This window comes from Streptomyces sp. NPDC032091, from assembly GCF_055580265.1.
In genome coordinates this window covers 51,540-71,746 of sequence record NZ_JBVILR010000010.1, presented here as the reverse complement: position 1 = coordinate 71,746, position 20,207 = coordinate 51,540, and the positions used below count along the sequence as shown (strand labels likewise).

The window sequence follows — 20,207 nt, the reverse complement described above, 5'->3', positions numbered from 1 at the left end:
GGCGGGGGCGGCCCGGCCGCCGCCCCCTCACCCGTACATGCTCAGCAGCTGCTCCGCCGAGAGTTCGGTGGCCGCCTCGCCCGGGGCGCCGCCGGGCATGGGGAGCGGGAGTTCGAACCAGACCGTCTTGCCCCGGTGGGTGCGGCGCGTGCCCCAGCCGGCCGAGAGCAGGCCGACCAGCTGGAGGCCCCGGCCTCCCTCGTCGGTGTCCCGGGCGCGGCGCCGGCGGGGCTGGGCGAGGTTGGCGTCCCAGACCTCGCACACCAGGGTCCGGTCGAGCAGCAGCCGGAGCCGGATCTCGCCCTCCCCGTAGCGCAGGGCGTTGGTGACGAGCTCGCTGACGAGCAGTTCGGTGGTGTCGAGCAGGCCTTCCAGCCCCCAGGCGGGCAGTTTGGTCCGGGCCAGTTCGCGGGCCCGGCCCACCGAGCGGGCTTCGCGGGGCAGCTGCCAGTCGCCGACGGCGTCGATGGGCAGTCCCTGGACTCGGGCCATCAGCAGGGCGATGTCGTCCTCGCCGTGGCGGGTGTGCAGGGTGTTCAGGACGTGGTCGCAGACCTCCTCCAGGGGGCGGGAGGGGTCCGCGACGGCGCCGCGCAGTCCGCGCAGCCCCTCCTCCAGGGGGTGGTCGCGGGATTCGACGAGTCCGTCGGTGTAGAGGGCGAGCAGGGCTCCTTCGGGGAGTTCGACCTCGACCTCCTCGAAGGGTTCGCCACCCACGCCGAGCGGCATGCCGGTCGGGATCTCCAGCAGCAGTCCGGGCCGCGGCGCGCTGCCGTCCTCGGCGGGTTCGACCAGGACGGGCGGCATGTGGCCGGCGTTGGCGATGGTGCAGCGCCGGGTCACCGGGTCGTAGACGGCGTAGACGCAGGTGGCGAGGTAGACCTCGGAGCGGTCGGCGTCGCGGGAGTGCAGGGCCGAGCGGGAGGCCTGCTGGGCGCCGCCGGGTGCGCCGAGGCCGCGGGCGACCTCGTCGAGGGCGGAGAGCACCTCGGCCGGTTCGAGGTCGAGGAGGGCGAGGGTGCGGACGGCGGTGCGCAGTTCGCCCATGGCGACGGCGGCGCGCAGTCCGCGGCCCATGACGTCGCCGACGACCAGGGCGGTGCGGTGTCCGGGCAGTTCGATGACGTCGAACCAGTCGCCGCCGACCTCGGTGGCGGCGTTGCCGGGCAGGTAGCGGCAGGCGATGTCCAGGCCGGCCGCCTCCGGGTCGCCGGGGGGCAGCAGGCTGCGCTGGAGGATGAGGGCCCTTTCGTGTTCGCGGCGGTAGAGACGGGCGTTGTCGATGCAGACGGCGGCGCGGGCGGCCAGTTCGACGGCGACGGCCCGGTCCCGTTCGCCGAAGGGCTCGCTGCCCTTCGTACGGGAGAACTGGGCGAGGCCGACGACCGTGTCGTGGGCGACCATCGGGACGATGAGGGTGGACTGGACGCGGTCGTCCGATCCGCCGCCCTCGATCAGCCGGGTGCGGGCGGTGCGCAGGGCGACGGCGCCGGGGGAGGCGGCCGGGTAGCGGTGGGTCTCGCCGACGGAGGCCGGTCCGCCGGGGCCCGGGAGGGGGGTGTCCGACACGGCGGAGGCGAAGGCCACGCGCCGCAGGGGGGCGGAGGGGGCGCGCCGGGCTCCCTGCCCGGGCAGGCAGGGCAGTCCGGGGCCCTGGGGGCGGGCGGGGCGGTCGTCGTCGCCGAGCAGGAGCCCTTCGTAGAGGTCGACGGCGGCCAGGTCGCAGAAGCCGGGGACGGTGACGTCGAGGAGTTCGCGGGCGGTGGTCTCCAGGTCGAGGGAGCTGCCGATGCGGTGTCCGGCCTCGTTGAGGAGGGCGAGGTTGCGGCGGACGCCGGCGGCCTCGCGGGCGGCGAGGTGGCGGCGGGTGACGTCGGTGCCGAGGCCGGCGATGCCGATGGGGCGGCCGGTGCCGTCGTGGACGCGGTAGAGGTTGATGGACCAGTGCCGGTTGTCGCGGCTGCCGGGGGCGGAGCCGGTGATCCTCAGGTCGGTGACGGATTCACCGGTCTCCAGGACCCGGCGCAGGGCGGCGGCCATCCGGTCGGCCTCGTGCGGGGGCAGGTAGTCGTGGACGGTGCGGCCGCGGTGTTCCTCCACGGCGCCGCCGAACACGGTCGCGAAGCGGCGGTTGGCGCGCTGCACGGTGAGGTCGGTGCCGAAGAGCAGGAAGCCGAAGGGAGATTGGCCGAATATGGCCTGCGAGGCGGCCAGGTCGGATTCGATGCGGCGCAGCGCGCGGACGTCGACGACGACGCAGAGCGCGGCCCGCTCCCCGGTCCCGGTCTGGGTCGGCATCACGTAGATCTCGGCCACGCCGTGCGCGCCGTCCCCACCCGGGATGCGGAAGGGGACCAGGCCGGTCCACTCCTTGCCGTCGAGGATCTCGGCGACCTTGCGGTGGCCGCCGTCGCGCAGTTCGGGCGGCATGAAGGCGTCCACGGGATCGCGGCCCACGGCGCGGGCCGCGGGGAGCCCGAACAGCTCCTCGGCGCGCAGGCTCCACTGGTCGACGAGCCCGTCGGGGCCGATCGAGAACGACGCGACCTTTATGTAGTCATATATCGAGCCAGGCGGACTGGTATGCCACAAGGAGTCGTGCCACGACTCCCCGGACACTCGGGTCTGATGTGCCTGCGCAGGTATCTCGCTCACGCGACCGTCCCCTCCAGCTCACCGCAACCGGACCGGCCATGACCGAAGTATTCAGCACCACGGCCCCGTACGGCACGGCGTTCACGATCACAAAAGGGTCCCGTTGTTTTCCGGCCACGCCCGGCGGTCATCCCTGGCGCTTCCGGGAGACCCCCTGCCGCCCTTCTCCTTGTTACTCACCAGGAAGAGCCAACTCGAACCACACGGTTTTCCCCGACTTCCCGTGGCGGGTCCCCCAGCGGCGCGCGGAGACGGCGACGAGGTGCAGCCCGCGGCCGCCCTCGTCGTCGGCGTCGGCGACCCGTTCGCGGGGCGGATCCGGAAGCGGATCGGAGACCTCCACGAGGAGCGCCGGTCCGCCGGCGAGGCCCGGAACGGCGGGATTGCGCCGCTCCAGGCGGACCCCGATGGGGCCGGAGGCGTAGCGCAGGGAGTTGGTGACCAGCTCACTGACCAGCAGGACGGTCACATCGCCGACGGCGTCCAGGCCCCAGGAACGGAGGGTGCCGCGGACGGCGTGGCGGGCGGTGCGGACGGCACCGGGCTCGGCGGGGAAGGCCCACTCGGCACATTCACCGTCTGTGTCGATCACGCCGATCACTTCCCGGGCCACCAGCGACCCCAGTCAGGTTCGTCGGGGACGAATGGGGGACGAGATAGGGACTAATAGCGACATACCCGATATTTGGGGCGCCGTACCACCCGATCCTGCACCCACCGGCGCACTGTGGCGCGGAGGGCCCGGAACGGGAGCCTCATGCGCCCCGGTGCGCCCCGTCCGCTCCCTGTCGGCCGAGCCTGCGGCCCGCTTCGGCGACGAAGGGCCGGTCCTGGTCGAGCCAGTCGACGGAGTCCAGCTCGTGCGGCGCGAGCCAGCGCAGCTCGTCGTGGTCCTCCAGCGGGGCGGGCTCACCGGAGAGCAGCCGGGCGGTCCACACGTGCAGGACGAGGCCGGGCTTCAGCGGCCACTCCCCGGGGATCCGCTCCAGCGCCTCGGTCTCGACGCCCAGCTCCTCGCGCAGCTCGCGCACCAGCGCCTCGGGGACGGTCTCGCCGGGTTCGGCCTTGCCGCCGGGGAGCTCCCAGCGGCCGGCGAGCTCCGGGGGTGCGCTGCGCCGGGCGGCCAGCAGGCGCCCGTCACGACAGAGGGCTCCGCCCACGACCACGCGTACAGTCATGGACGGAGCCTATGCCAGGCCCGGAGCGGGCCTTCAGTTCCTGCTCGGGGCGGCCGGGCTGCTGTCCGCCTGCCCGATCCGCTCCACCCAGTAGAGCTGCTTGTGCCCCCGGTCCTCGAAGACGTCGACGACCTTCTGGGCCTCGGCCCGGGTGGCGTACCGGCCCACCCGGTAGCGGTTGCCGTTGTCGTCCTGACGTATGACCAGCCATGGAAGCAGGGCACCGCTGTCGTTCATCGCGCTCCACCCTCCGCCGATGTTCCTGCCCAGGAAACCGCATTGCGCATATGCCCGAGCTTACGCCCGACCTTCACGGAGCGGATACGGGTTTTCACGAAGAGATACCTGGGGGGCGTACGCATCCGGCCAGGCGTACGAAAGCGCCGCCGGCGCCCGCTCTGCGAGCCCCGGCGGCGCCTGAGAACGCCCGGTCAGCGCACCGGCAGGTGGTACGAGAGCCGGTAGCGGTCCGCGGGGACCACCACGTCCGCCGTCTCCACGGCCCGTCCCGACGCGTAGTACGTCCGCGTCACCACCAGCACCACGTGCCCCGGCACCCCGCCGAGCACCACGTTCTCCTCCGCCAGGCCCGGCCGCGCGCCGACCTCCTCGACCACGTTGTCCACGACCACGTCGATCGCGGCCATCCGGTCGACCACTCCCGAGCCGCCCAGCGGCCCCTCCTCCGGCAGCATCACCGGGGTCCGGCCGGTGACGGACAGCGGCTCCCACGAGGTGGACAGCATCATCGCCTCGCCCGCGTCGCGGAAGACGTACCGGGTGCGCATGACCCGGTCCCCCGGCTCGATGCCGAGCCGCTTCGCGATGTCCGCCGGCGCCGCCGCCTGCTCGCTGCTGGACTCCCACGTGCCGTGCGCGCCCGACTCCGCCTGCTCCTGCCGGAACGGCGTGGACGCCCCGCCCGTGCGGTAGCCGGAACGCGCGACCCGGCGCGGGACCGGCTGCTCGCGCACGTACGTACCGGACCCGGAACGGCCCTCGACCAGACCCTCCGCCATGAGGACCTTGCGCGCCTCCAGCGCGACGGTGTCGGAGACCCCGTACTCCTCGCGGATCCGGGCCTGCGAAGGGAGCCGGGTGTGCGGGGGCAGGGACCCGTCGACGATCTTCCGCCGCAGATCCCCGGCGACGCGAAGATAGGCCGGCTGCTCACCGAAAGTCACGGGCCACTCCCATCAGGTTGACAGACAGCTACACCCTGGCAACCCACTGTTGAGCTGTGCAAGTGCGGGCCAGAGTTTCACCCGATGTGATGAAGCCTGGTCACTCAAACCCCTTACCGCGCGTTACCTCCAGGACCTTCAGGCCGTGTCGGAGGAGGGCCCCCGCCCCGGCCCCGGGGAGTGCCCCTCCAGCCACTCCGGAACCCGGGTCGCCAGTCCGTACGCACCCCGCAGCGCCTTCTCCGTACCGGTGGTCAGCGCGCCCTCCGCCTCCTCCCGCGCCCGCTCGAAGTCGGCCGGCCGGACCGCCCGCGCCGCCCGCTGCCACGCACCGCGCGCCACCGCCAGCTCCTTCAGCCGGGCCCCCGCCTCCGGATGCGCCGCGACCGCCTCGCCGAGCATCCGCTCCTCCGCGGCCAGCGCCCCGTCGACCTCCCGCGCCCACGCCCGGTACTCCGCCGGCGCCTCGTCCGGCTCCCGCTCCGGGGCGCCGCCCAGCGCCGCGTCCGCGGCGTTCAGGGCGGTCAGCAGGGAGACCTGGTCCGGCGTCAGCATCCCCGCGTCCTTGCGCAGGCTCCCCTTGTGCTCCTGCCCCGAGGTGCCGATCACGCACACCAGCCGCCGGTCACCGGCCCGCCAGGCCTCCCGGGTGGGGGCGAAGTAGTACATCTCCGCGTAGTCGGGCAGGGCCCACGTGTCCATCGCGTAGGCGTCCTGCGCCTTCCAGCAGGCGTCCGTGGCCGTGTCCTTGAGCTTCGAGGCGCCGGGGAAGGCGCCGGGGCCCAGCGTCGACGCGGAGGTCACCTCGGCGTCGTGCACCTGCGCGCAGTCGGTCCGGTAGGTGAAGGGGGTCTCGGTGAGCAGGTCCCCGCCGGGGACGTTGAAGCAGTCGCCCGCCCGCAGCAGGCCCATGTCGGTCAGCTGGCCGTCGACCCGCTCCGGTTCCGGCCGCGAGGCCAGGCGCTCCAGGAACGGGCGGGTGTAGCCGGCCACCCCGTAGAGCATCACCGCCGACGTCATCACGGAGACCGCCAGACCGGCCACCGCCAGCGCCCTGCCCCGCTCCCGCCTGCGCCGGATCTGCACCAGCGCGACCAGGCCGAAGACCACCCCGAGCGGCGGGAAGCAGAGCAGCCCCACCAGCAGGGAGGCCAGGGCGAACCCGTTGAGCGCGGGCGGTCCCGCCGGCCCCTGCGGCGGCCCCCAGCCCGGCTGCGGCGGCCAGGAGGGGCCGGGGCCGACGGGGCGGGGAGGTTGCGGGGTGCTCACAGCGTGAGGTGCTCCATCACAGAGGGGCTCGAAGCGGCTGCGCGCGTACGACCTCACGCGAACGGCTGCCCGAAATAGTACGCAGCGGGGGCGACCCGGTGATCGGTCGCCCCCGCTTTCACCGGGCGTTCCCGCCCGGTGTCACGCCCCTTCGGCCCCGACGGGTCAGAACTGCAGCGCCCAGGAGTCGATCTTGCCGGTGTCGGCGGCCGCGTTGTCGCTCACGCGCAGCTTCCAGACCCCGTTGGCCACCTCGGAGGAGGCGTTGACCGTGACGGTCTTGACGATGTCGTCCGCGCTGCCGCCGGTGCGGTTGTGCAGGTTGTAGAGGGTGCCGTCGGGGGCGACCAGGTCGACCTTCAGGTCACCGATGTAGGTGTGCTTGATGTCCACGGAGACGCCCAGCGTGGCCGGGGCGTTGCCGGAGACGCCGCTGACGGTGATCGGGGACTCGACGGTCGCGTTGTCGTTGATCGCGTAGTCGGCGGTGTTCTCGAAGCGCGGGCCGCTCGGCGGGGTGGTGCCGGCGCCGACGTTCAGGAGGCGGTTGGGCGAGCCGGTGCCCGGGCCCGTCACCACGTTCGGGGTGGCCGCCGCGACCAGGCCGTCACGGACCTGCGCGGGGGTGGCCGACGGGTTCTGCGAGAGGTAGAGGGCCGCCGCGCCCACGACGTGGGGGGTGGCCATCGAGGTGCCGGAGATGGTGTTGGTCGCGGTGTCGCCCGTCCCCCACGAGGAGGTGATGGAGGAGCCCGGGGCGAAGATGTCGAGGACCGAGCCGTAGTTGGAGTAGCTCGCCTTCGCGTCGGTGTTGGTGGTCGCGCCGACGGTGATGGCCTCGGCGACGCGCGCCGGGGACTTGGTGGAGGCGTCGGTTGACTCGTTGCCGGCCGCGACGCCGTAGGTGATGCCGGACGCGATGGAGTTGCGCACGGCGGTGTCGAGCGCCGAGTCGGCCCCGCCGCCGAGCGACATGTTGGCCACGGCGGGCTTGACGGCGTTGCGGGTCACCCAGTCGATGCCCGCGACCACCTGGGCGGTCGTGCCGGAGCCGTTGTTGTCGAGCACGCGGACGCCGACGATCTTCGCCTTCTTGGCGACGCCGTGGCTGTTGCCGGCGACGGTGCCGGCGACGTGGGTGCCGTGGCCGTGACCGTCCTGGGCGGTGTTGTCGTTGTCGATGGCGTCGTAGCCGTAGGAGGCGCGGCCGCCCAGGTCCTGGTGGGTGATGCGGACGCCGGTGTCGATGATGTACGCCGTCACCCCCTCCCCCGCCTTGTCCGGGTAGGTGTAGCTCTGGTCGAGGGGCAGCGCGCGCTGGTCGATGCGGTCCAGGCCCCAGGACGGCGGGCTGGGCTGGGTGGCGTCGACGGTGAAGGTGCGGTTCTGCACGACCGACGCGACGGCCGGGTCGGCCGCGAGCTTCTTCGCCTGCGCCTCGGAGACCTCGACGGAGTAGCCGTTGAGGGCGGCGCTGTAGGTCCGGTCGATCCGCGCGCCGTAGCGCTTGGCGACGGCTTTGCCGCTGTCGGCGGTGGAGCGGGCCGCGGCGTCCTTCAGGGTGACGATGTAGCTGCCGGGGACGGCGCCGGCGACGCCTGCGTTCTCGATGACGCCCTGCGGTCCGCCGCCGGCGGCGGACGCGGCCGAGGCGGGCAGGGCGGCGGCCGCGCCGAGCGCGAGGGCCACGACGGCGGTCGCGATGCCGGCGGTCTTCCGGCGGGTGTGACGCATCACGGACATGTGAGGGGTCCTCCTCGTAGGCGGTGCGCTGCGTGGGGGTGCGGGCCGGCGGCGGCGGGCGTGCGGGGCCATGGATTCCAAGGGTTTCCGTCATGCGCATGACAATCCCTCGCGCCCAACGGGCCGTCGTCGCAAAAAGGTTGGCCCACCCGTGCGTCATCCCACAAGAGCCCCACGGACGCGTAACATCCGTGCCATACGACGGCCATGAACGAGCAAAGGTGCTCCGCACATGACGCACGCACTTCCCGGTTATCTCTGTCCCGAGGACGGCACGAGCGCGGACGTGCGGACCGCGCCCTGGTGCTGCCCGGTCTGCGGCGGCCCCTGGGACCTGGACTTCGCGCCCGATCCGGCCATCGCGCTGGAGCCGGCGGCGGGCCCGCACTCCCTGTGGCGGTACGCGCCGGCACTGCCGCTGCCGGGGGCGTTCTCGGTCACCCTGTCCGAGGGGCACACCCCGATGCTGCCGCTCGGGGATCGTGTTCACGCCAAGCTCGACTACCTGATGCCGACGCTGTCCTTCAAGGACCGGGGCGCGGTGATGCTCGCGGAACTGGCCCGGCGCCTCGGCCCGGACCGGGTGGTCGCGGACAGCAGCGGGAACGCGGGGACCTCCGTGGCGGCCTACTGCGCGCGGGCCGGGCTGAGTTGTGAAGTTTTCGTGCCCGAGGGCACCTCGGAGAAGAAGACCGGTCAGATGCGGGCGCACGGGGCGGCCGTACGGGTCGTGCCGGGCGGCCGCGAGACCGCGGCGGAAGCCGCCCGGGCGGCCGCGGACCAGCCGGGCGTCTTCTACGCGAGCCACGTCTTCAACCCCTACTTCCTGCACGGCACCAAGACGTACGTGTACGAGATCTGGGAGGCCCTCGGCGGCCGGCTCCCGGAGGTGCTCGTGGTCCCCGTCGGCAACGGCACGCTGCTGCTGGGCGCGGCGCTGGCCGTGGCGGAGCTGGGCCGTCGGGGGGTACGGGCGCCCGTGCTGGTCGGGGTGCAGGCGGAGGCGGTGTCGCCGCTGGCGGCGGCCTTCGCGGCGGGGGCGGAGGAGGCGCAGCCGGTGGAGCAGCGGCCGACCGTCGCCGAGGGCATCGCGATCCCGGCGCCCCCGCGGGCCCGCCAGATCCTGGCGGCGGTCCGGAAGTCGGGCGGCACGATCCTGACGGTCCCGGACGCACGGGTCCGCGAGGCCCAGCGGGAGCTGGCCCGGCGGGGCCTGTTCGTCGAACCGACCGCCGCGGCGTGCTGGGCGGCGGTGGGGCCCGGGGCCCCGTCCGACCCCCTGCACGGCCGCACGGCGGTCATCCCCCTGTGCGGAGCCGGCGCCAAGGCCGGCCTGGCCCCGTGAGTCCCCCGCGCGGGGGCCTCCGGGGGCTCGACCCCCGGCGCGGGGGCCTCCCGGGGCTCGGCCTCCCCGCCCACGCCCACGGCGGAAAACCGCCAGCCACCGGCGCCCCGTTCTGCTGAACTGACCCCATGACCAACGCACTTGAGAAGGCCTCGGCCTTCACCGCCCTGCACACCCCCGCCACCCCCCTCGCCCTCGCCAACGCCTGGGACGTCGCCAGTGCCCGGATCGTGGAGGCCGCCGGTGCGCCGGCCGTGGCCACCACCAGTGCCGGCGTCGCCTGGTCGCTCGGGGCGCCCGACGGTGACGCCCTCGCGCGGGACCGGGCGCTGGACCTGATCGCCCGCGTGGCCTCCGCCGTGTCCGTCCCCGTCACCGCCGACATCGAGGGCGGCTTCGCCGCCGACGCCGCCGGGGTCGGGGAGACCGTCGCCGGCGTCCTGGCCGCCGGCGCGGTCGGCGTCAACATCGAGGACGGCACCCGCGCCCCCGCCGAGCACGCGGAGCGCCTGGCCGCCGCGCGGGCCGCCGCCGACGCCGCCGGGGTCCCGCTGTACATCAACGCCCGCGTGGACACGTACCTCTTCGGCCTCGGCGAGAGCGCCACCCGCCTCGACGAGACCCTCGCCCGCGCCTCCGCCTACCTCGCCGCCGGCGCCACCGGCGTCTTCGTGCCCGGGGTCACCGACCCCGCCGTGATCGCGGAGCTGGCCAAGGGCATCGACGCCCCACTCAACGTCCTCGTCGGCCCCGACGCCCCCTCCGTCGCCGAGCTCGGCGCCCTCGGCGTGGCGCGCGTCAGCCTCGGGTCCTGGGTGGCGGAGGCCGCGTACGCCGTCGCCCGCCGCGCGACCGAGGAGCTCCTCGGCGGCGGCACCTACTCCTCCCTCGCCGGCTCCCTCCCCTACGGCGAGGTGAACGCCCTGCTCAAGGGGTGAGATACCGAGAAGCGTGCATGCGGCACCGACCGTAGGATCCGGCCATGAGCACCTCGATACCGGCGGAGCCGAAGGCGGCGGAGGCCGGCACCGCCCGCCGCGGGACCGGCGGCGCCGTCTGGACCGCCCTCGGTGTCGTGTACGTCGTCTGGGGTTCGACCTACCTCGGCATCCGGATCGTCGTCCAGACCATGCCGCCGTTCCTCTCCGCGGGGGCCCGCTTCCTCACCGCCGGACTGATCCTGGCCGGCATCGTCGCCTGGCGGTACGGGCCGGCCGCGCTGCGCGTGACCCGCGCGCAGCTCGGCTCGACGCTGGTGGTCGGACTCCTGCTGGTGCTCGGCGGCAACGGCCTGGTGGTGCTGGCCGAGACCTCGGTGCCGTCCGGGCTGGCGGCGCTGCTGGTGGCGTCGGTGCCGATGTGGGTGGTGGTGCTGCGGGCGCTCAGCGGGGACCGGCCGCCCGTGCGCACCCTGCTCGGGGTGCTGGTGGGGCTCGCGGGGCTGGCGGTGCTGACCAGCCCGGGGCTCAGCGGGGAGGTCCGGCTGTCGGGCGTCCTGCTCGTCGTGGCGGGTTCGGTCGCCTGGTCGCTGGGCTCCTTCTCGGCGGGGCGGCTGCCGCTGCCGGGCAACCCGTTCACGGGCAGCGCGTACCAGATGCTGTGGGGCGGCGTCGCCCAGGTGCTGGTCGGGCTGGCGCGCGGGGAGCAGCGCGGGCTGGACCCCGGGTCCTTCTCCACCGCCTCCTGGCTGGCCCTGGGCTACCTGGTGCTGATCGGTTCGGTCGTCGGGTTCACCGCGTACGCGTGGCTGCTCCAGGCGGCCCCGCTGTCGCTGGTGGCCACGTACGCGTACGTCAATCCGGTGGTGGCCGTCGCGCTGGGCGCGCTGATCCTGGACGAGCCGCTGACGCTGCCGATCGTGCTCGGCGGCGCGATCGTGGTGGCGGCGGTGGGTGTGATCGTCAGCACCGAACGCCGGAAGTAGCGGCGGGCCCGCCCCCGCGGGCGCCCGGGCCCGGCCGGCCGCCGGCTGCCGCTCAGCCCCGGGCGGCGGCCTCGTAGAGGGCCTTGGCCTTCTCGTCGTACAGGGCCGCCGTGGAGTCCACGTCGGTGTCCCCGCCGCTGAGCACCCCGATGAGCCGTCCCGGCTGGCCGGTGCCGCCGCGGTCGGCGATCCAGGGGCTGCCGCTGGTGCCCGTCCAGAAGCCCGCGCAGCTGATGTACAGCATGTCGGGGTCGTCGGTGTCGTGGCGGGTCTGGGTGGTGCAGGAGACCGGCTTGTTCTGCGGGTTGTGGTCGGATTCCGGGTAGCCGACGACGGTGACCTCGCGCTCGTACCCCGAGGTCCAGTCCGGCTTGGGCGCCTCGCCCTGGCCGACCCGCTGCTGGAGGCTGCGCCCCTCCCCGTCCGGCTCGATGGTGAGGAAGGCGAAGTCGGCGGTCTCGTCGCCCCATTTCGTCCAGCGCTCGTCCACGTGGATCGAGCGGACCTTCCACACCCCGAGGGGCTGGGTGCCCGAGCCCTCGCCGGAGAACGCGGGCGCGAAGGAGAGCTCGCCGATGGCGAGCCCGTCGTGCGCCACCTCGCCCGGCCGGCCGCCCTCCCCGGCGGGGGCGACGCAGTGCGCGGCGGTCGCGACGACGTTGCCGTGCGGGCTGTCGACCACGCTCGCCGTGCACCAGTGCTCGCCGTTCGCCATGAGCACGCCGACGGTGGGGAAGGGGTGCACGGGCTTCTCGCCGGACGCGCCGAGGAGGACGACGGCGCACGCCGCCACGATCCCCGCGGCGGCGGCCGCCGCCGTCGCCCCCTTCACCACCCGGCTCATCGCACGCCGGGGTCGGGGGTCGGTGCCTGCATCACCTTGCTGATCCACTCCAGGGAGCCCTCCCTCATGCCACGTACGTACGATTTTCCGTTGTGCTCACCATCCTGGATCACCTGGAGCCGGGTGTGCACGGGGCCCTTCCCGTACTCCTTCATGAACTTCTCGGCGAGGTCCCGGCCGCTCTCCTTGGTGCCGATCTGGAAGTTGACGTACACGTCGGGGCCGCCCTCCCTGATCAGCTTCTCCGCGAGCTTCTCGGGGTTGTTCTCGTCCATGGCCTGCCGGTTCCCCCTCCACAGCGGAGAGTCGGGGACGAAGTCGACGCCGCTGGCGATGACCGCCTTGAAGCGGTCGGGGAACTTCAGCACGTCCTTGAAGGCGCCGAACCCGCCCGAGGAGGAGCCCATGAAGGCCCAGCCGTCGCGGGAGGTGAAGGTGCGGAAATTGGCCTTCGTGAAATCCGGGATGTCATCGGCCATCCAGGTGCCCATCTTGGGCTCTCCGGGGATGTCCGAGCCGTCGTAGTGGTGCTTGGTGTCGGCGTTGATCACCGGCATGACCAGGATGAAGGGGAGGCTGGTGCCCTTCTTGACCCCGTCGATCACGGCCTGCTGAAGGCCGAGGCCGGGGCCGGTGCCCCAGTAGTTCTTCGGGTAGCCGCGACCGCCGGGCAGCGAGATCAGGACCGGGAAGCCGCTCTTGGCGTACCTCGGCTCGTCGTACTCCTTGGGGACCCACACCCACACGTCACCCGTGAAACCGGACTTCTTGCCGGTCACGGTGGTCATCGCGATCTGCGTGCCGTCCGGGAGGCGGCTGGTGCGCACGAAGTCGGACTTGGGGCCGGTGGGCATCAGCACCCCCGGGCGGATGTCCTCGGCGGTCGCCGACTCCTGGATCTTCCCGAAGGAGACGGGGTCCCCCAGGTCGGAGAAGAGCCCGGCCTCGTACGCCGCGCCGCCCCCGGCGGCGAGGACGAGGGCCAGGCCGCCGCCGATCAGGAGCCGGCGCTTCCGCGGGCGGAGGGCGGGGCGGCGGCCGGCCCCGGTGGTGGGGCCGCCGTCGTCGCCTTGCTGGTCATGCTGCACGGATTCGTTCCCGTTCCTTCTCCGGCGCCCCGGTTGGCGCGGGTCGGACCGATAGGTCCCCCTTATCGCTTCTACAGAGGTTTCAACGACCGTAGGGGTTGCCTGGGACCGGGGCGACGTGGCGAGGGCCACGTGGCGGACACCTGTACGGATGCCTCGTGCGGCGGCTCCGGGGCGGGAACGGGGCCGGTCAGCCGGCCTCGGGCTTCGGGCCCTTCAGCACCTTGCTGACCCACTCCAGCGAGCCCTCCTTCATGCCGCGCACGTAGTGCCAGCCGTTGTGCTCGCCGTTCTGGATGTCCCGGATGGTCGTCTTCACGGGGCCCTTGCCGTACTGCTGGACGAACTTCGCCATCCGGTCCTTGCCGGACTCCTTGGTCCCGATCTGGAAGTTGATGTAGACGTCCGGGCCGCCCGCCGTGATCAGCCGGTCGGCGAGCTTCTCGGGGTTGTTCGCGTCCATCTCCGCCTGGTGGCCCTTCCACAGCGGGGAGTCCGGGACGATCTCGCCGCCGCTGGCTATCACGGCCTTGAAGCGGTCCGGGTACTGCAGGAGCGTCTTCATGCCGACGAAGGCGCCGGAGGAGGAGCCCATGAAGGCCCAGCCGTCGCGGGACTTGTAGGTGCGGAAGTTGGCGCGGGCGAAGTCCGGGACGTCCTCGGCGATCCAGGTGCCCATCTTGGGCTGGCCGGGTATGTCGGAGCCGTCGTAGTAGTACTTGTTGTCCGGGTTGAGCACCGGCATGATCACGACGAAGGGCAGGCTGGTGCCGGCCTGGACGCCCTCGCTGATGGCCTTCTGGAGGCCGAGGCTCCGGTCGGACCAGTAGTTGGCCGGGAAGCCGTTGCCGCCCGGGAGGGCGATGAGGACCGGGAAGGCGCTCTTGGCGTACTTCGGGTCGTCGTACTCCTTGGGGGCCCAGACCCACACGTCCCCCTCGAAGCCGGACTTCGGGCCGGCGAGGCGGGTCTTGGCGATGATCGTGCCGTCGTCGAGCCTGGTCGTCTGCTTGAACTCCGACCGCGGGCCGGCGGGCAGCTGCACGTCCGGGTCGCCGGTGGGCGTGGGCGAGGCGGAGGGGCTCGCGCCCTTCTTCGCGGGGCCGCCGTCCGTACCGGTGGCGGCGGGAGTGTGGTTCTTCCCGAAGCTGACGGCCTGGCCGTTGCCGTCGAACCACTCGTTCTCGTACGCGGCGAAGCCCACGCCTCCGAGGAGCAGCGCGCCGGCGACGCCCGCGCCGATCCACCACGCGCGCCGTGACGTCCCGCGGCCCCCGGCTTGCTCGGGCTCGGGGTCGGACGGCTGCTGAGGGTACTGGTGCACGAACTTCGCTCCGAACGGTCTCGGCTGCCGGGGCACGGGCAGCGCGGCGGACATCCCCTTGGTTAGTCCTGATGAGCGAATTCTGCGGATCGTTCCAAATCCCGGCAAAAACGTGGCGGGAACTTCGGATGGCGACGCGCTCACTTCAGCGCGTCGAGCACCTCCGCGCACCGCCCCAGCAGGGCGATGAGCTGGTCGCGCTCCCCGGCGGTGAGGGCGTCGGCGAGTGCCCTCTCGACGCGGACGGCGCCCTCGTCCGCGCGTTCCAGCGCGGCGCGCCCCTCCTCGGTGAGCCGGGTCTCCAGCACGTTGCGGTGCCACTCGTGCGGCGTCCGCTCCACGAGCCCGCGCTCGTGGAGGTTCTTCAGCACGGTGTTCATCGTCGGCGGCGTGACCCCGCAGAGCCGGGCGAGGGCCGCGGCCGAGATGCCCGGCTTCTCGGCGAGCCAGAGCAGGGCCGCGTACTGCGGAACCGTTACTGCGGCCGGCTTGCAGGCGGTGGTCTTCGCCGCGAGGAGGGCCTGCTCGGCGCGCTTGATGTGCGCACCGATGCGCTCCCGGGCGGGCATGGAGGTCATGGGCGCCATCCTATGACCCTTGCCAAGCATTAGAACCCTAATTACTCTACGAACCCACTCACTCGGAAGGACACACTCATGCGCATGCTGTCATACGCCCTGCCCACCGCCGCCCTCCTGGCCCTGACCACCGCCCTGACCACCGGCGCCGCCGCCCCGGGCCAGGCCCGCGTGTCCACGGCGTTCACACTGCCCGGCGCGAAGGTCTACCCCGAGGGGATAGCCGCCGACGCCCGTACCGGCACGGTGTACGTGGGCTCGTACGCGAACGGCACCGTCTACCGCGCCCGTCCCGGAGCCCGCGCCGCCGAGGTGTTCCTGCCCTCCGGCACCGACGGCCGGCACACCGCCAACGGCCTGCGCGTCGACGCCCGGGGCCGCCTGTGGGTCATCGACTCCACGGTCGGCGTCGCCGTCTACGACACCGCGACCGGCACCCGCCTGGCCCACTTCGAGGTGGACCCCGCCACCCCGCACTTCATCAACGACCTGACCATCACCCCGGACGGCAGCGCCTACCTGACGGACAGCGTCCGCGCGGTGATCTACCGCGTGACCCCCGCCGAGCTGCGGGCCGGCTCGGGCACCCTGACGGCGGCCTACGACCTGAGCGGGCAGGTCACCCCGCCCCCGCCCGGCACGTTCACCCTCAACGGCATCACCTCCGACGCAGCGGGCCGCTACCTCCTCGCGGTCGACATGACCGCCGGGGAGCTCCACCGCGTCGACCTCGCCACGGGCGCCCTCAGCCGGGTCACCCTCACCGGCGGCGACCTCAAGGCCGCCGACGGCCTCGACCTCTCCCCCGGCGGCACGCTCCGGGCGGCCCACAACATCAGCAACACCCTCAGCCGCTGGCAGCTCACCCCGGACGGCACCCACGCCCGCCTGCTCCACACCCTCACGGACCCGTCCCTCCAGATCCCCACCACCCTGGCCCACACCCCGACCCGCACCCTGGTGGTCCGCTCCCAGTTCGACAAGGACGGCCCGATGACCCCGTCGACGGGCACCCCGACCACCTTCACGGTCGCCTCGGTGAGGGGCCTGTAGCCGGGCGGTGTCACTGCCCCCTGCTTTCATGACGCCATGGAAGCCAAGGAAGCCAAGGAAGCCAAGGACACCGTGCACACCACCGCCGCCCTCCTCCCCGACCCGGCCGTGCTCCGCACCCACCTGCGGGCGCTCGCCGTGCTCGACGCGGCGATCGGCGGTGACCCGCGGTTCCGCCGCTACTCCTTCGACGCCGCCTGGGGCCGCGGGCAGGAGGCGGCCCTGATGGACAACGGCTCGGGGGACGATTTCTCGGTCCTGTTCACCCCGGCCGGCGTGCTCGTCCGCGGCTTCGACCACGAGTCGCCGATGAGCCCGTACGCCTCGGACGACGAGCAGGTCTGGCCCGGTGTCGTCGACGAGGTGCCGGCCGCGCTGCGCCCGCTCCTGGACGAGCCGGCCTTCCACGACGAGGGCATCGGCGCCCCGCGGGTCACCGCCTGCCTGTGGCGGGAGACCGGCGACACGGCCTGGCACACCGGCTCGGCCATCGACTTCCCCGCCGGTCAGGAGGACCCGGACGGCTCCCGCCGCCTCTTCGCCCTCCTCACCGACCGCTCCCCCGAGACCGTGCGGGACCACTTCGAGGACTACTACGAGCGCCCGCTGCCCCTCGACACCATCCGCCACGTCCTCGCCGGCCACCCCCTCACCCCGGAGACCGCCCGGTCCCTCAATCCGGCCGCCCTCTCCGACGAGGCCCTGCTCCGCAGGATCGCCGCCGAACCCGAGGTCGCCGACCACCTCGTCTGCGACGGCTCGTTCGACCTCGACCGCATCGACCCGTGTGAGTCGATAGCCCTGCCCAACGGTCTGCCCGTGGAGCCCGTGGCCGGCAGCGACACGGGCGGCACCCACTACCTCTGCGGCCCGGCCACCCCCGACGGCGCCCGCCCCGTCCTCTACACCGACTCGGAGGGCCGGGCCTCGCTCCTCGCCGAGTCCGTCGCGGAGGCGCTGACCCTGGCCATCGTCCTGCCGTCCTGGCACGACGCCCTGGCCGGGTTCCGTCCCCCCGCCCTCAACGCCGACTACCTCGAAGACAACCCGGACCACCCCGCCGTCCGCGACCGCCTCCTGCGCGCACTCGGCCTCCCTCCGGCCACGGAGGAGGAGGTCCTGGACCGCCTCCTCACCACGGCGGCACGCACCGTCCCGGACGGCTTCCTCCCCCAGGTACCGGGCGAGGAGAACGCCACCTTCGCGCCACTCCTGGACCCCTCCACGACCTGAAGCCGAAGGGGCCCCAGCACGGGAGGGGCAGCCCGGCACACACCGAACACTCGGCGATCAGTAGTGATATCGGGCAGCGAGGATGACGATCTCCTTGTCCGTCACCAGGTAGACAAGGCGGTGCTCGTCGTCGATCCGCCGAGACCACGCCCCGGGCAGGTGGTACTTCAAAGGTTCGGGCTTGCCGATCCCTGAGAACGGGTCACGCCTGACGTCCTCGATGAGCTTGTTGATCCGGGCGAGCATCTTGCGGTCGTTCTTGAGCCAGGACGTGTAGTCCTCCCAGCCCTGGTCCTCGAAGACAAGCCTCACGCGGCACCCGTACCAGCGTCCGCCGACTCCGGATCGATCAGCTCGCGCTCCGACACGTTGATGTTGGCCAGGGCGTTCTCATACGCCTTGAGCAGCCGACGAGCGTTCGCCGGGGATCGCAGCAGGTACGAGCCCTCGCGCAGGGCAGCGTAATCCTCGGCCGAGACGAGCACGGCATTGCCGTGCTTGGAGACGATCTCGATGGCCTCGTGGTTCTCGTTGACCTTCTTGATCAGCGGAAAGAGTTCCTTGCGGGCTTCGCTCGCGGTGATGGACATGTCCCGACCTCTCCCATCAAGTGGTACCAGATAACGTACCACTCTCGGCACCTTCGAGGAGCGGAAAAGACTGATGAGTGGTCAGCTTTCCCAGCAGCTCCATCCCAGCACGGGAAAAGGCCAAGGGCCCACCTCCGAGGAAGCGGGCCCTTCCGACCTGTACGTTTGCCACGTCAGTCGACGTGGTGCTCATTCACCCGCTACACGTTGAAGCGGAACGTTCAGCACAGAGCTACGACCTGCGAATACGTGGTTCCGGACATGGTTATCCAGCACCAATCCAGCACCGTGCGGATTCATCCAGCACATCCAGCACGCGCGGCCACCGCGAGGGCAGGCTGCATGGCCGCCGACATTGTGTACACATGGAACACTCGGTACGCTTGAGCGCATGACGCAGCCACTCCCCATAGAGTCCATCCGCGACGTGCGAGCTCACCTGGCAGAAGTGGTGGAGCGCGCGGACCGCGACGACGTACCCACGGTGATCACGCGCCGAGGCAAGGAAGTCGCCGCCGTGGTGTCCATCGAGGTGCTGCGCAAGTACCAGGAATGGGAAGAGCGCGAGATCAACCGGATCATCGACGAGCGCATGGCCAACCCGGCACCCGGTATCCCGATCGAGGACATCATGAGGGAGACACTGGCGCGCGGTGAGTGAGTACCGAACCGTCTTCCGCCCCGAGGCGCAGGCCGAGCTTCGGAAGATCCCCCGCGACATGGCGCTGCGCATCCTGGCCAAGCTGACCGAGCTGGAGACCGACCCTCTCGGCTTCAACACCACCGCACTCGTGTCACAGCCCGAACGACGCCGTCTTCGCATCGGCGACTACCGCGTCGTCTACACGATCGACAACGGCGAGCTGGTGGTCTGGGTCGTTCACGTGGGACACCGGTCCACCGTTTACGAGACCTGATTACCCGCTGACTCCACGTCAGAATATCCAGCACCCATCCAGCACGGTGACGGCGAAGGGGTCGGACTCGACAGAGTCCGACCCCTTCTGAGCTGCACACTAGACGAATCACGTCACGTGCAGTAAGTGTGTGATTACACGTTGAAGCGGAACTCGACCACGTCGCCGTCCTGCATGACGTAGTCCTTGCCCTCCATGCGGGCCTTGCCCTTCGCGCGGGCCTCGGCGACGGAGCCGCAGGCGACCAGGTCGGCGAAGGAGATGACCTCGGCCTTGATGAAGCCGCGCTGGAAGTCGGTGTGGATCACGCCGGCCGCCTCGGGGGCCGTGGCGCCCTGCTTGATGGTCCAGGCGCGGGTTTCCTTCGGGCCGGCCGTCAGGTAGGTCTGGAGGCCCAGGGTGGCGAAGCCGACGCGGCCGAGGGTGGCGAGGCCCGGCTCCTCCTGGCCGACCGACTGGAGGAGCTCCAGGGCTTCCTCGTCGTCCAGCTCGGCGAGGTCCGCCTCCAGCTTGGCGTTGAGGAAGATGGCCTCCGCCGGGGCGACCAGGGCGGACTGCTCGGCCTTGAAGGCCTCGTCCGTCAGCTCGTCCTCGTCCACGTTGAAGACGTAGAGGAACGGCTTCGTCGTGAGCAGGTGCAGCTCGTGCAGGAGGTCGCCCTGCTCCGTGCCCTTGGTGATGCCCTGGGAGAAGAGGGTGTCGCCGTTCTCCAGGATCTTCTGGGCCTTCTCGGCCGCCGCCAGGACCGCGACCTTGTCCTTCTGGAGGCGGGACTCCTTCGTCAGGCGGGGGACCGCCTTCTCGATGGACTGGAGGTCGGCGAGGATCAGCTCGGTGTTGATCGTCTCGATGTCGTCCTTGGGCGAGACCTTGCCGTCGACGTGGACGACGTTCTCGTCCTTGAAGGCACGGATGACCTGGCAGATCGCGTCCGACTCGCGGATGTTCGCGAGGAACTTGTTGCCCAGGCCCTCACCCTCCGAGGCGCCGCGCACGATGCCGGCGATGTCGACGAAGTCGACCGTGGCGGGGAGGATCCGCTGCGAGCCGAAGATCCCGGCCAGGACGGCCAGGCGCTGGTCCGGGACGCCGACGACGCCGATGTTCGGCTCGATGGTGGCGAACGGGTAGTTGGCCGCCAGTACGTCGTTCTTGGTCAGGGCGTTGAACAGGGTCGACTTGCCGACATTCGGCAGGCCGACGATTCCGATCGTGAGCGACACGTTGGCGACTTCCCGTAGCTGAGTGGGGGCGGCGGCCCGGACTGGGCCGTCTGACAGTT

The 20,207-nt window shown here is 72.1% G+C and carries 21 protein-coding genes; 7 read left to right on the top strand and 14 right to left on the bottom strand.

Annotation, left to right across the window (positions count from 1 at the left end; translation table 11 throughout):
- Positions 1-27 precede the first annotated feature (27 nt).
- From ACZ5NJ_RS18210 to ACZ5NJ_RS18180, 7 genes are all read right to left on the bottom strand, one after another.
- Positions 28-2,646, bottom strand: a complete 2,619-nt coding sequence (locus ACZ5NJ_RS18210; RefSeq protein WP_468766200.1) for a SpoIIE family protein phosphatase — start codon at positions 2,644-2,646, stop codon at positions 28-30.
- Positions 2,647-2,827: 181 nt separating this feature from the next.
- Complete coding sequence (locus tag ACZ5NJ_RS18205; RefSeq protein WP_468766199.1) at positions 2,828-3,256, bottom strand: ATP-binding protein; 429 nt, start codon at positions 3,254-3,256, stop codon at positions 2,828-2,830.
- 154 nt (positions 3,257-3,410) lie between these two features.
- Entirely contained in the window at positions 3,411-3,833 is a 423-nt protein-coding gene (locus ACZ5NJ_RS18200; protein WP_468766038.1) for a (deoxy)nucleoside triphosphate pyrophosphohydrolase, read from the bottom strand.
- 33 nt (positions 3,834-3,866) lie between these two features.
- The gene (locus ACZ5NJ_RS18195) at positions 3,867-4,070 is read right to left on the bottom strand and encodes an SPOR domain-containing protein (protein WP_395512080.1); all 204 of its coding nucleotides are present in this window, start codon (positions 4,068-4,070) and stop codon (positions 3,867-3,869) included.
- Between the two features lie 194 nt (positions 4,071-4,264).
- Positions 4,265-5,017, bottom strand: a complete 753-nt coding sequence (locus ACZ5NJ_RS18190) for a GntR family transcriptional regulator (RefSeq protein ID WP_468766037.1) — start codon at positions 5,015-5,017, stop codon at positions 4,265-4,267.
- 138 nt (positions 5,018-5,155) lie between these two features.
- Positions 5,156-6,286, bottom strand: coding sequence for a DUF4190 domain-containing protein (locus ACZ5NJ_RS18185; RefSeq protein WP_468766036.1), 1,131 nt, complete (start codon positions 6,284-6,286; stop codon positions 5,156-5,158).
- A 165-nt stretch (positions 6,287-6,451) separates the two neighbouring features.
- Positions 6,452-8,029 (bottom strand): S8 family peptidase, encoded by a 1,578-nt coding sequence (locus ACZ5NJ_RS18180; RefSeq protein WP_468766035.1) that lies wholly within the window; start codon positions 8,027-8,029, stop codon positions 6,452-6,454.
- Positions 8,030-8,261: 232 nt separating this feature from the next.
- Here ACZ5NJ_RS18180 and ACZ5NJ_RS18175 point away from each other — a divergent pair, with 232 nt between their 5' ends.
- The 3 genes from ACZ5NJ_RS18175 to ACZ5NJ_RS18165 all read left to right on the top strand — a co-directional run bounded on the left by ACZ5NJ_RS18175 (position 8,262) and on the right by ACZ5NJ_RS18165 (position 11,298).
- Positions 8,262-9,374 (top strand): pyridoxal-phosphate dependent enzyme, encoded by a 1,113-nt coding sequence (locus tag ACZ5NJ_RS18175; RefSeq protein WP_468766034.1) that lies wholly within the window; start codon positions 8,262-8,264, stop codon positions 9,372-9,374.
- Positions 9,375-9,502: 128 nt separating this feature from the next.
- Positions 9,503-10,312 carry an isocitrate lyase/PEP mutase family protein gene (locus tag ACZ5NJ_RS18170; RefSeq protein WP_468766033.1) on the top strand — a complete coding sequence of 270 codons (810 nt, stop codon included), beginning with the start codon at positions 9,503-9,505 and terminating at the stop codon, positions 10,310-10,312.
- A gap of 44 nt (positions 10,313-10,356) precedes the next feature.
- Positions 10,357-11,298, top strand: a complete 942-nt coding sequence (locus tag ACZ5NJ_RS18165) for an EamA family transporter (protein ID WP_468766032.1) — start codon at positions 10,357-10,359, stop codon at positions 11,296-11,298.
- A gap of 52 nt (positions 11,299-11,350) precedes the next feature.
- On the opposite strand, the gene ACZ5NJ_RS18160 is transcribed toward ACZ5NJ_RS18165, so the two are convergent.
- From ACZ5NJ_RS18160 to ACZ5NJ_RS18145, 4 genes are all read right to left on the bottom strand, one after another.
- Positions 11,351-12,142, bottom strand: coding sequence for a trypsin-like serine peptidase (locus ACZ5NJ_RS18160; protein ID WP_468766031.1), 792 nt, complete (start codon positions 12,140-12,142; stop codon positions 11,351-11,353).
- Positions 12,139-13,230, bottom strand: coding sequence for an alpha/beta hydrolase (locus tag ACZ5NJ_RS18155; protein ID WP_468766030.1), 1,092 nt, complete (start codon positions 13,228-13,230; stop codon positions 12,139-12,141). Before ACZ5NJ_RS18155 ends, ACZ5NJ_RS18160 begins: the two co-directional genes overlap by 4 nt.
- Positions 13,231-13,420: 190 nt before the next feature.
- The gene (locus ACZ5NJ_RS18150; protein ID WP_468766029.1) at positions 13,421-14,554 is read right to left on the bottom strand and encodes an alpha/beta hydrolase; all 1,134 of its coding nucleotides are present in this window, start codon (positions 14,552-14,554) and stop codon (positions 13,421-13,423) included.
- 140 nt (positions 14,555-14,694) lie between these two features.
- Positions 14,695-15,132: a MarR family winged helix-turn-helix transcriptional regulator gene (locus ACZ5NJ_RS18145; RefSeq protein ID WP_468766027.1), complete on the bottom strand. Its 438-nt coding sequence runs from the start codon at positions 15,130-15,132 to the stop codon at positions 14,695-14,697.
- A 78-nt stretch (positions 15,133-15,210) separates the two neighbouring features.
- Here ACZ5NJ_RS18145 and ACZ5NJ_RS18140 point away from each other — a divergent pair, with 78 nt between their 5' ends.
- Together ACZ5NJ_RS18140 and ACZ5NJ_RS18135 are read left to right on the top strand one after the other, a co-directional pair.
- On the top strand, positions 15,211-16,185 hold the full coding sequence (locus ACZ5NJ_RS18140) for an SMP-30/gluconolactonase/LRE family protein (RefSeq protein ID WP_468766025.1): 975 nt from the start codon (positions 15,211-15,213) through the stop codon (positions 16,183-16,185).
- A gap of 36 nt (positions 16,186-16,221) precedes the next feature.
- Entirely contained in the window at positions 16,222-17,418 is a 1,197-nt protein-coding gene (locus tag ACZ5NJ_RS18135; RefSeq protein WP_468766024.1) for a hypothetical protein, read from the top strand.
- A gap of 57 nt (positions 17,419-17,475) precedes the next feature.
- On the opposite strand, the gene ACZ5NJ_RS18130 is transcribed toward ACZ5NJ_RS18135, so the two are convergent.
- Together ACZ5NJ_RS18130 and ACZ5NJ_RS18125 are read right to left on the bottom strand one after the other, a co-directional pair.
- A complete protein-coding gene (locus tag ACZ5NJ_RS18130) occupies positions 17,476-17,730 on the bottom strand; it encodes a Txe/YoeB family addiction module toxin (RefSeq protein WP_168530032.1) in 255 nt (84 codons plus the stop codon).
- Positions 17,727-18,008 carry a type II toxin-antitoxin system Phd/YefM family antitoxin gene (locus tag ACZ5NJ_RS18125; protein ID WP_267012447.1) on the bottom strand — a complete coding sequence of 94 codons (282 nt, stop codon included), beginning with the start codon at positions 18,006-18,008 and terminating at the stop codon, positions 17,727-17,729. The genes ACZ5NJ_RS18130 and ACZ5NJ_RS18125 overlap by 4 nt, the downstream gene beginning before the upstream one ends.
- A 391-nt stretch (positions 18,009-18,399) precedes the next feature.
- Between ACZ5NJ_RS18125 and ACZ5NJ_RS18120 the strand changes: the two genes are divergently transcribed.
- A complete protein-coding gene (locus ACZ5NJ_RS18120) occupies positions 18,400-18,669 on the top strand; it encodes a type II toxin-antitoxin system Phd/YefM family antitoxin (RefSeq protein ID WP_019434848.1) in 270 nt (89 codons plus the stop codon).
- Positions 18,662-18,925: a type II toxin-antitoxin system RelE family toxin gene (locus tag ACZ5NJ_RS18115; RefSeq protein ID WP_467806216.1), complete on the top strand. Its 264-nt coding sequence runs from the start codon at positions 18,662-18,664 to the stop codon at positions 18,923-18,925. The genes ACZ5NJ_RS18120 and ACZ5NJ_RS18115 overlap by 8 nt, the downstream gene beginning before the upstream one ends.
- A 134-nt stretch (positions 18,926-19,059) precedes the next feature.
- On the opposite strand, the gene ychF is transcribed toward ACZ5NJ_RS18115, so the two are convergent.
- Positions 19,060-20,148, bottom strand: coding sequence for a redox-regulated ATPase YchF (ychF, locus tag ACZ5NJ_RS18110; protein ID WP_468766022.1), 1,089 nt, complete (start codon positions 20,146-20,148; stop codon positions 19,060-19,062).
- Positions 20,149-20,207 lie beyond the last annotated feature (59 nt).

Coding starts and splice junctions, on each gene's coding strand:
- ACZ5NJ_RS18200 (WP_468766038.1), bottom strand. CDS start 3,833: ATGACTGTACGCGTGGTCGTGGGCGGAGCCCTCTGTCGTGACGGGCGC.
- ACZ5NJ_RS18160 (WP_468766031.1), bottom strand. CDS start 12,142: ATGAGCCGGGTGGTGAAGGGGGCGACGGCGGCGGCCGCCGCCGCGGGG.
- ACZ5NJ_RS18175 (WP_468766034.1), top strand. CDS start 8,262: ATGACGCACGCACTTCCCGGTTATCTCTGTCCCGAGGACGGCACGAGC.
- ACZ5NJ_RS18180 (WP_468766035.1), bottom strand. CDS start 8,029: ATGTCCGTGATGCGTCACACCCGCCGGAAGACCGCCGGCATCGCGACC.
- ACZ5NJ_RS18170 (WP_468766033.1), top strand. CDS start 9,503: ATGACCAACGCACTTGAGAAGGCCTCGGCCTTCACCGCCCTGCACACC.
- ACZ5NJ_RS18120 (WP_019434848.1), top strand. CDS start 18,400: ATGACGCAGCCACTCCCCATAGAGTCCATCCGCGACGTGCGAGCTCAC.
- ACZ5NJ_RS18125 (WP_267012447.1), bottom strand. CDS start 18,008: ATGTCCATCACCGCGAGCGAAGCCCGCAAGGAACTCTTTCCGCTGATC.
- ACZ5NJ_RS18165 (WP_468766032.1), top strand. CDS start 10,357: ATGAGCACCTCGATACCGGCGGAGCCGAAGGCGGCGGAGGCCGGCACC.
- ACZ5NJ_RS18135 (WP_468766024.1), top strand. CDS start 16,222: ATGGAAGCCAAGGAAGCCAAGGAAGCCAAGGACACCGTGCACACCACC.
- ACZ5NJ_RS18195 (WP_395512080.1), bottom strand. CDS start 4,070: ATGAACGACAGCGGTGCCCTGCTTCCATGGCTGGTCATACGTCAGGAC.
- ACZ5NJ_RS18140 (WP_468766025.1), top strand. CDS start 15,211: ATGCGCATGCTGTCATACGCCCTGCCCACCGCCGCCCTCCTGGCCCTG.
- ACZ5NJ_RS18145 (WP_468766027.1), bottom strand. CDS start 15,132: ATGACCTCCATGCCCGCCCGGGAGCGCATCGGTGCGCACATCAAGCGC.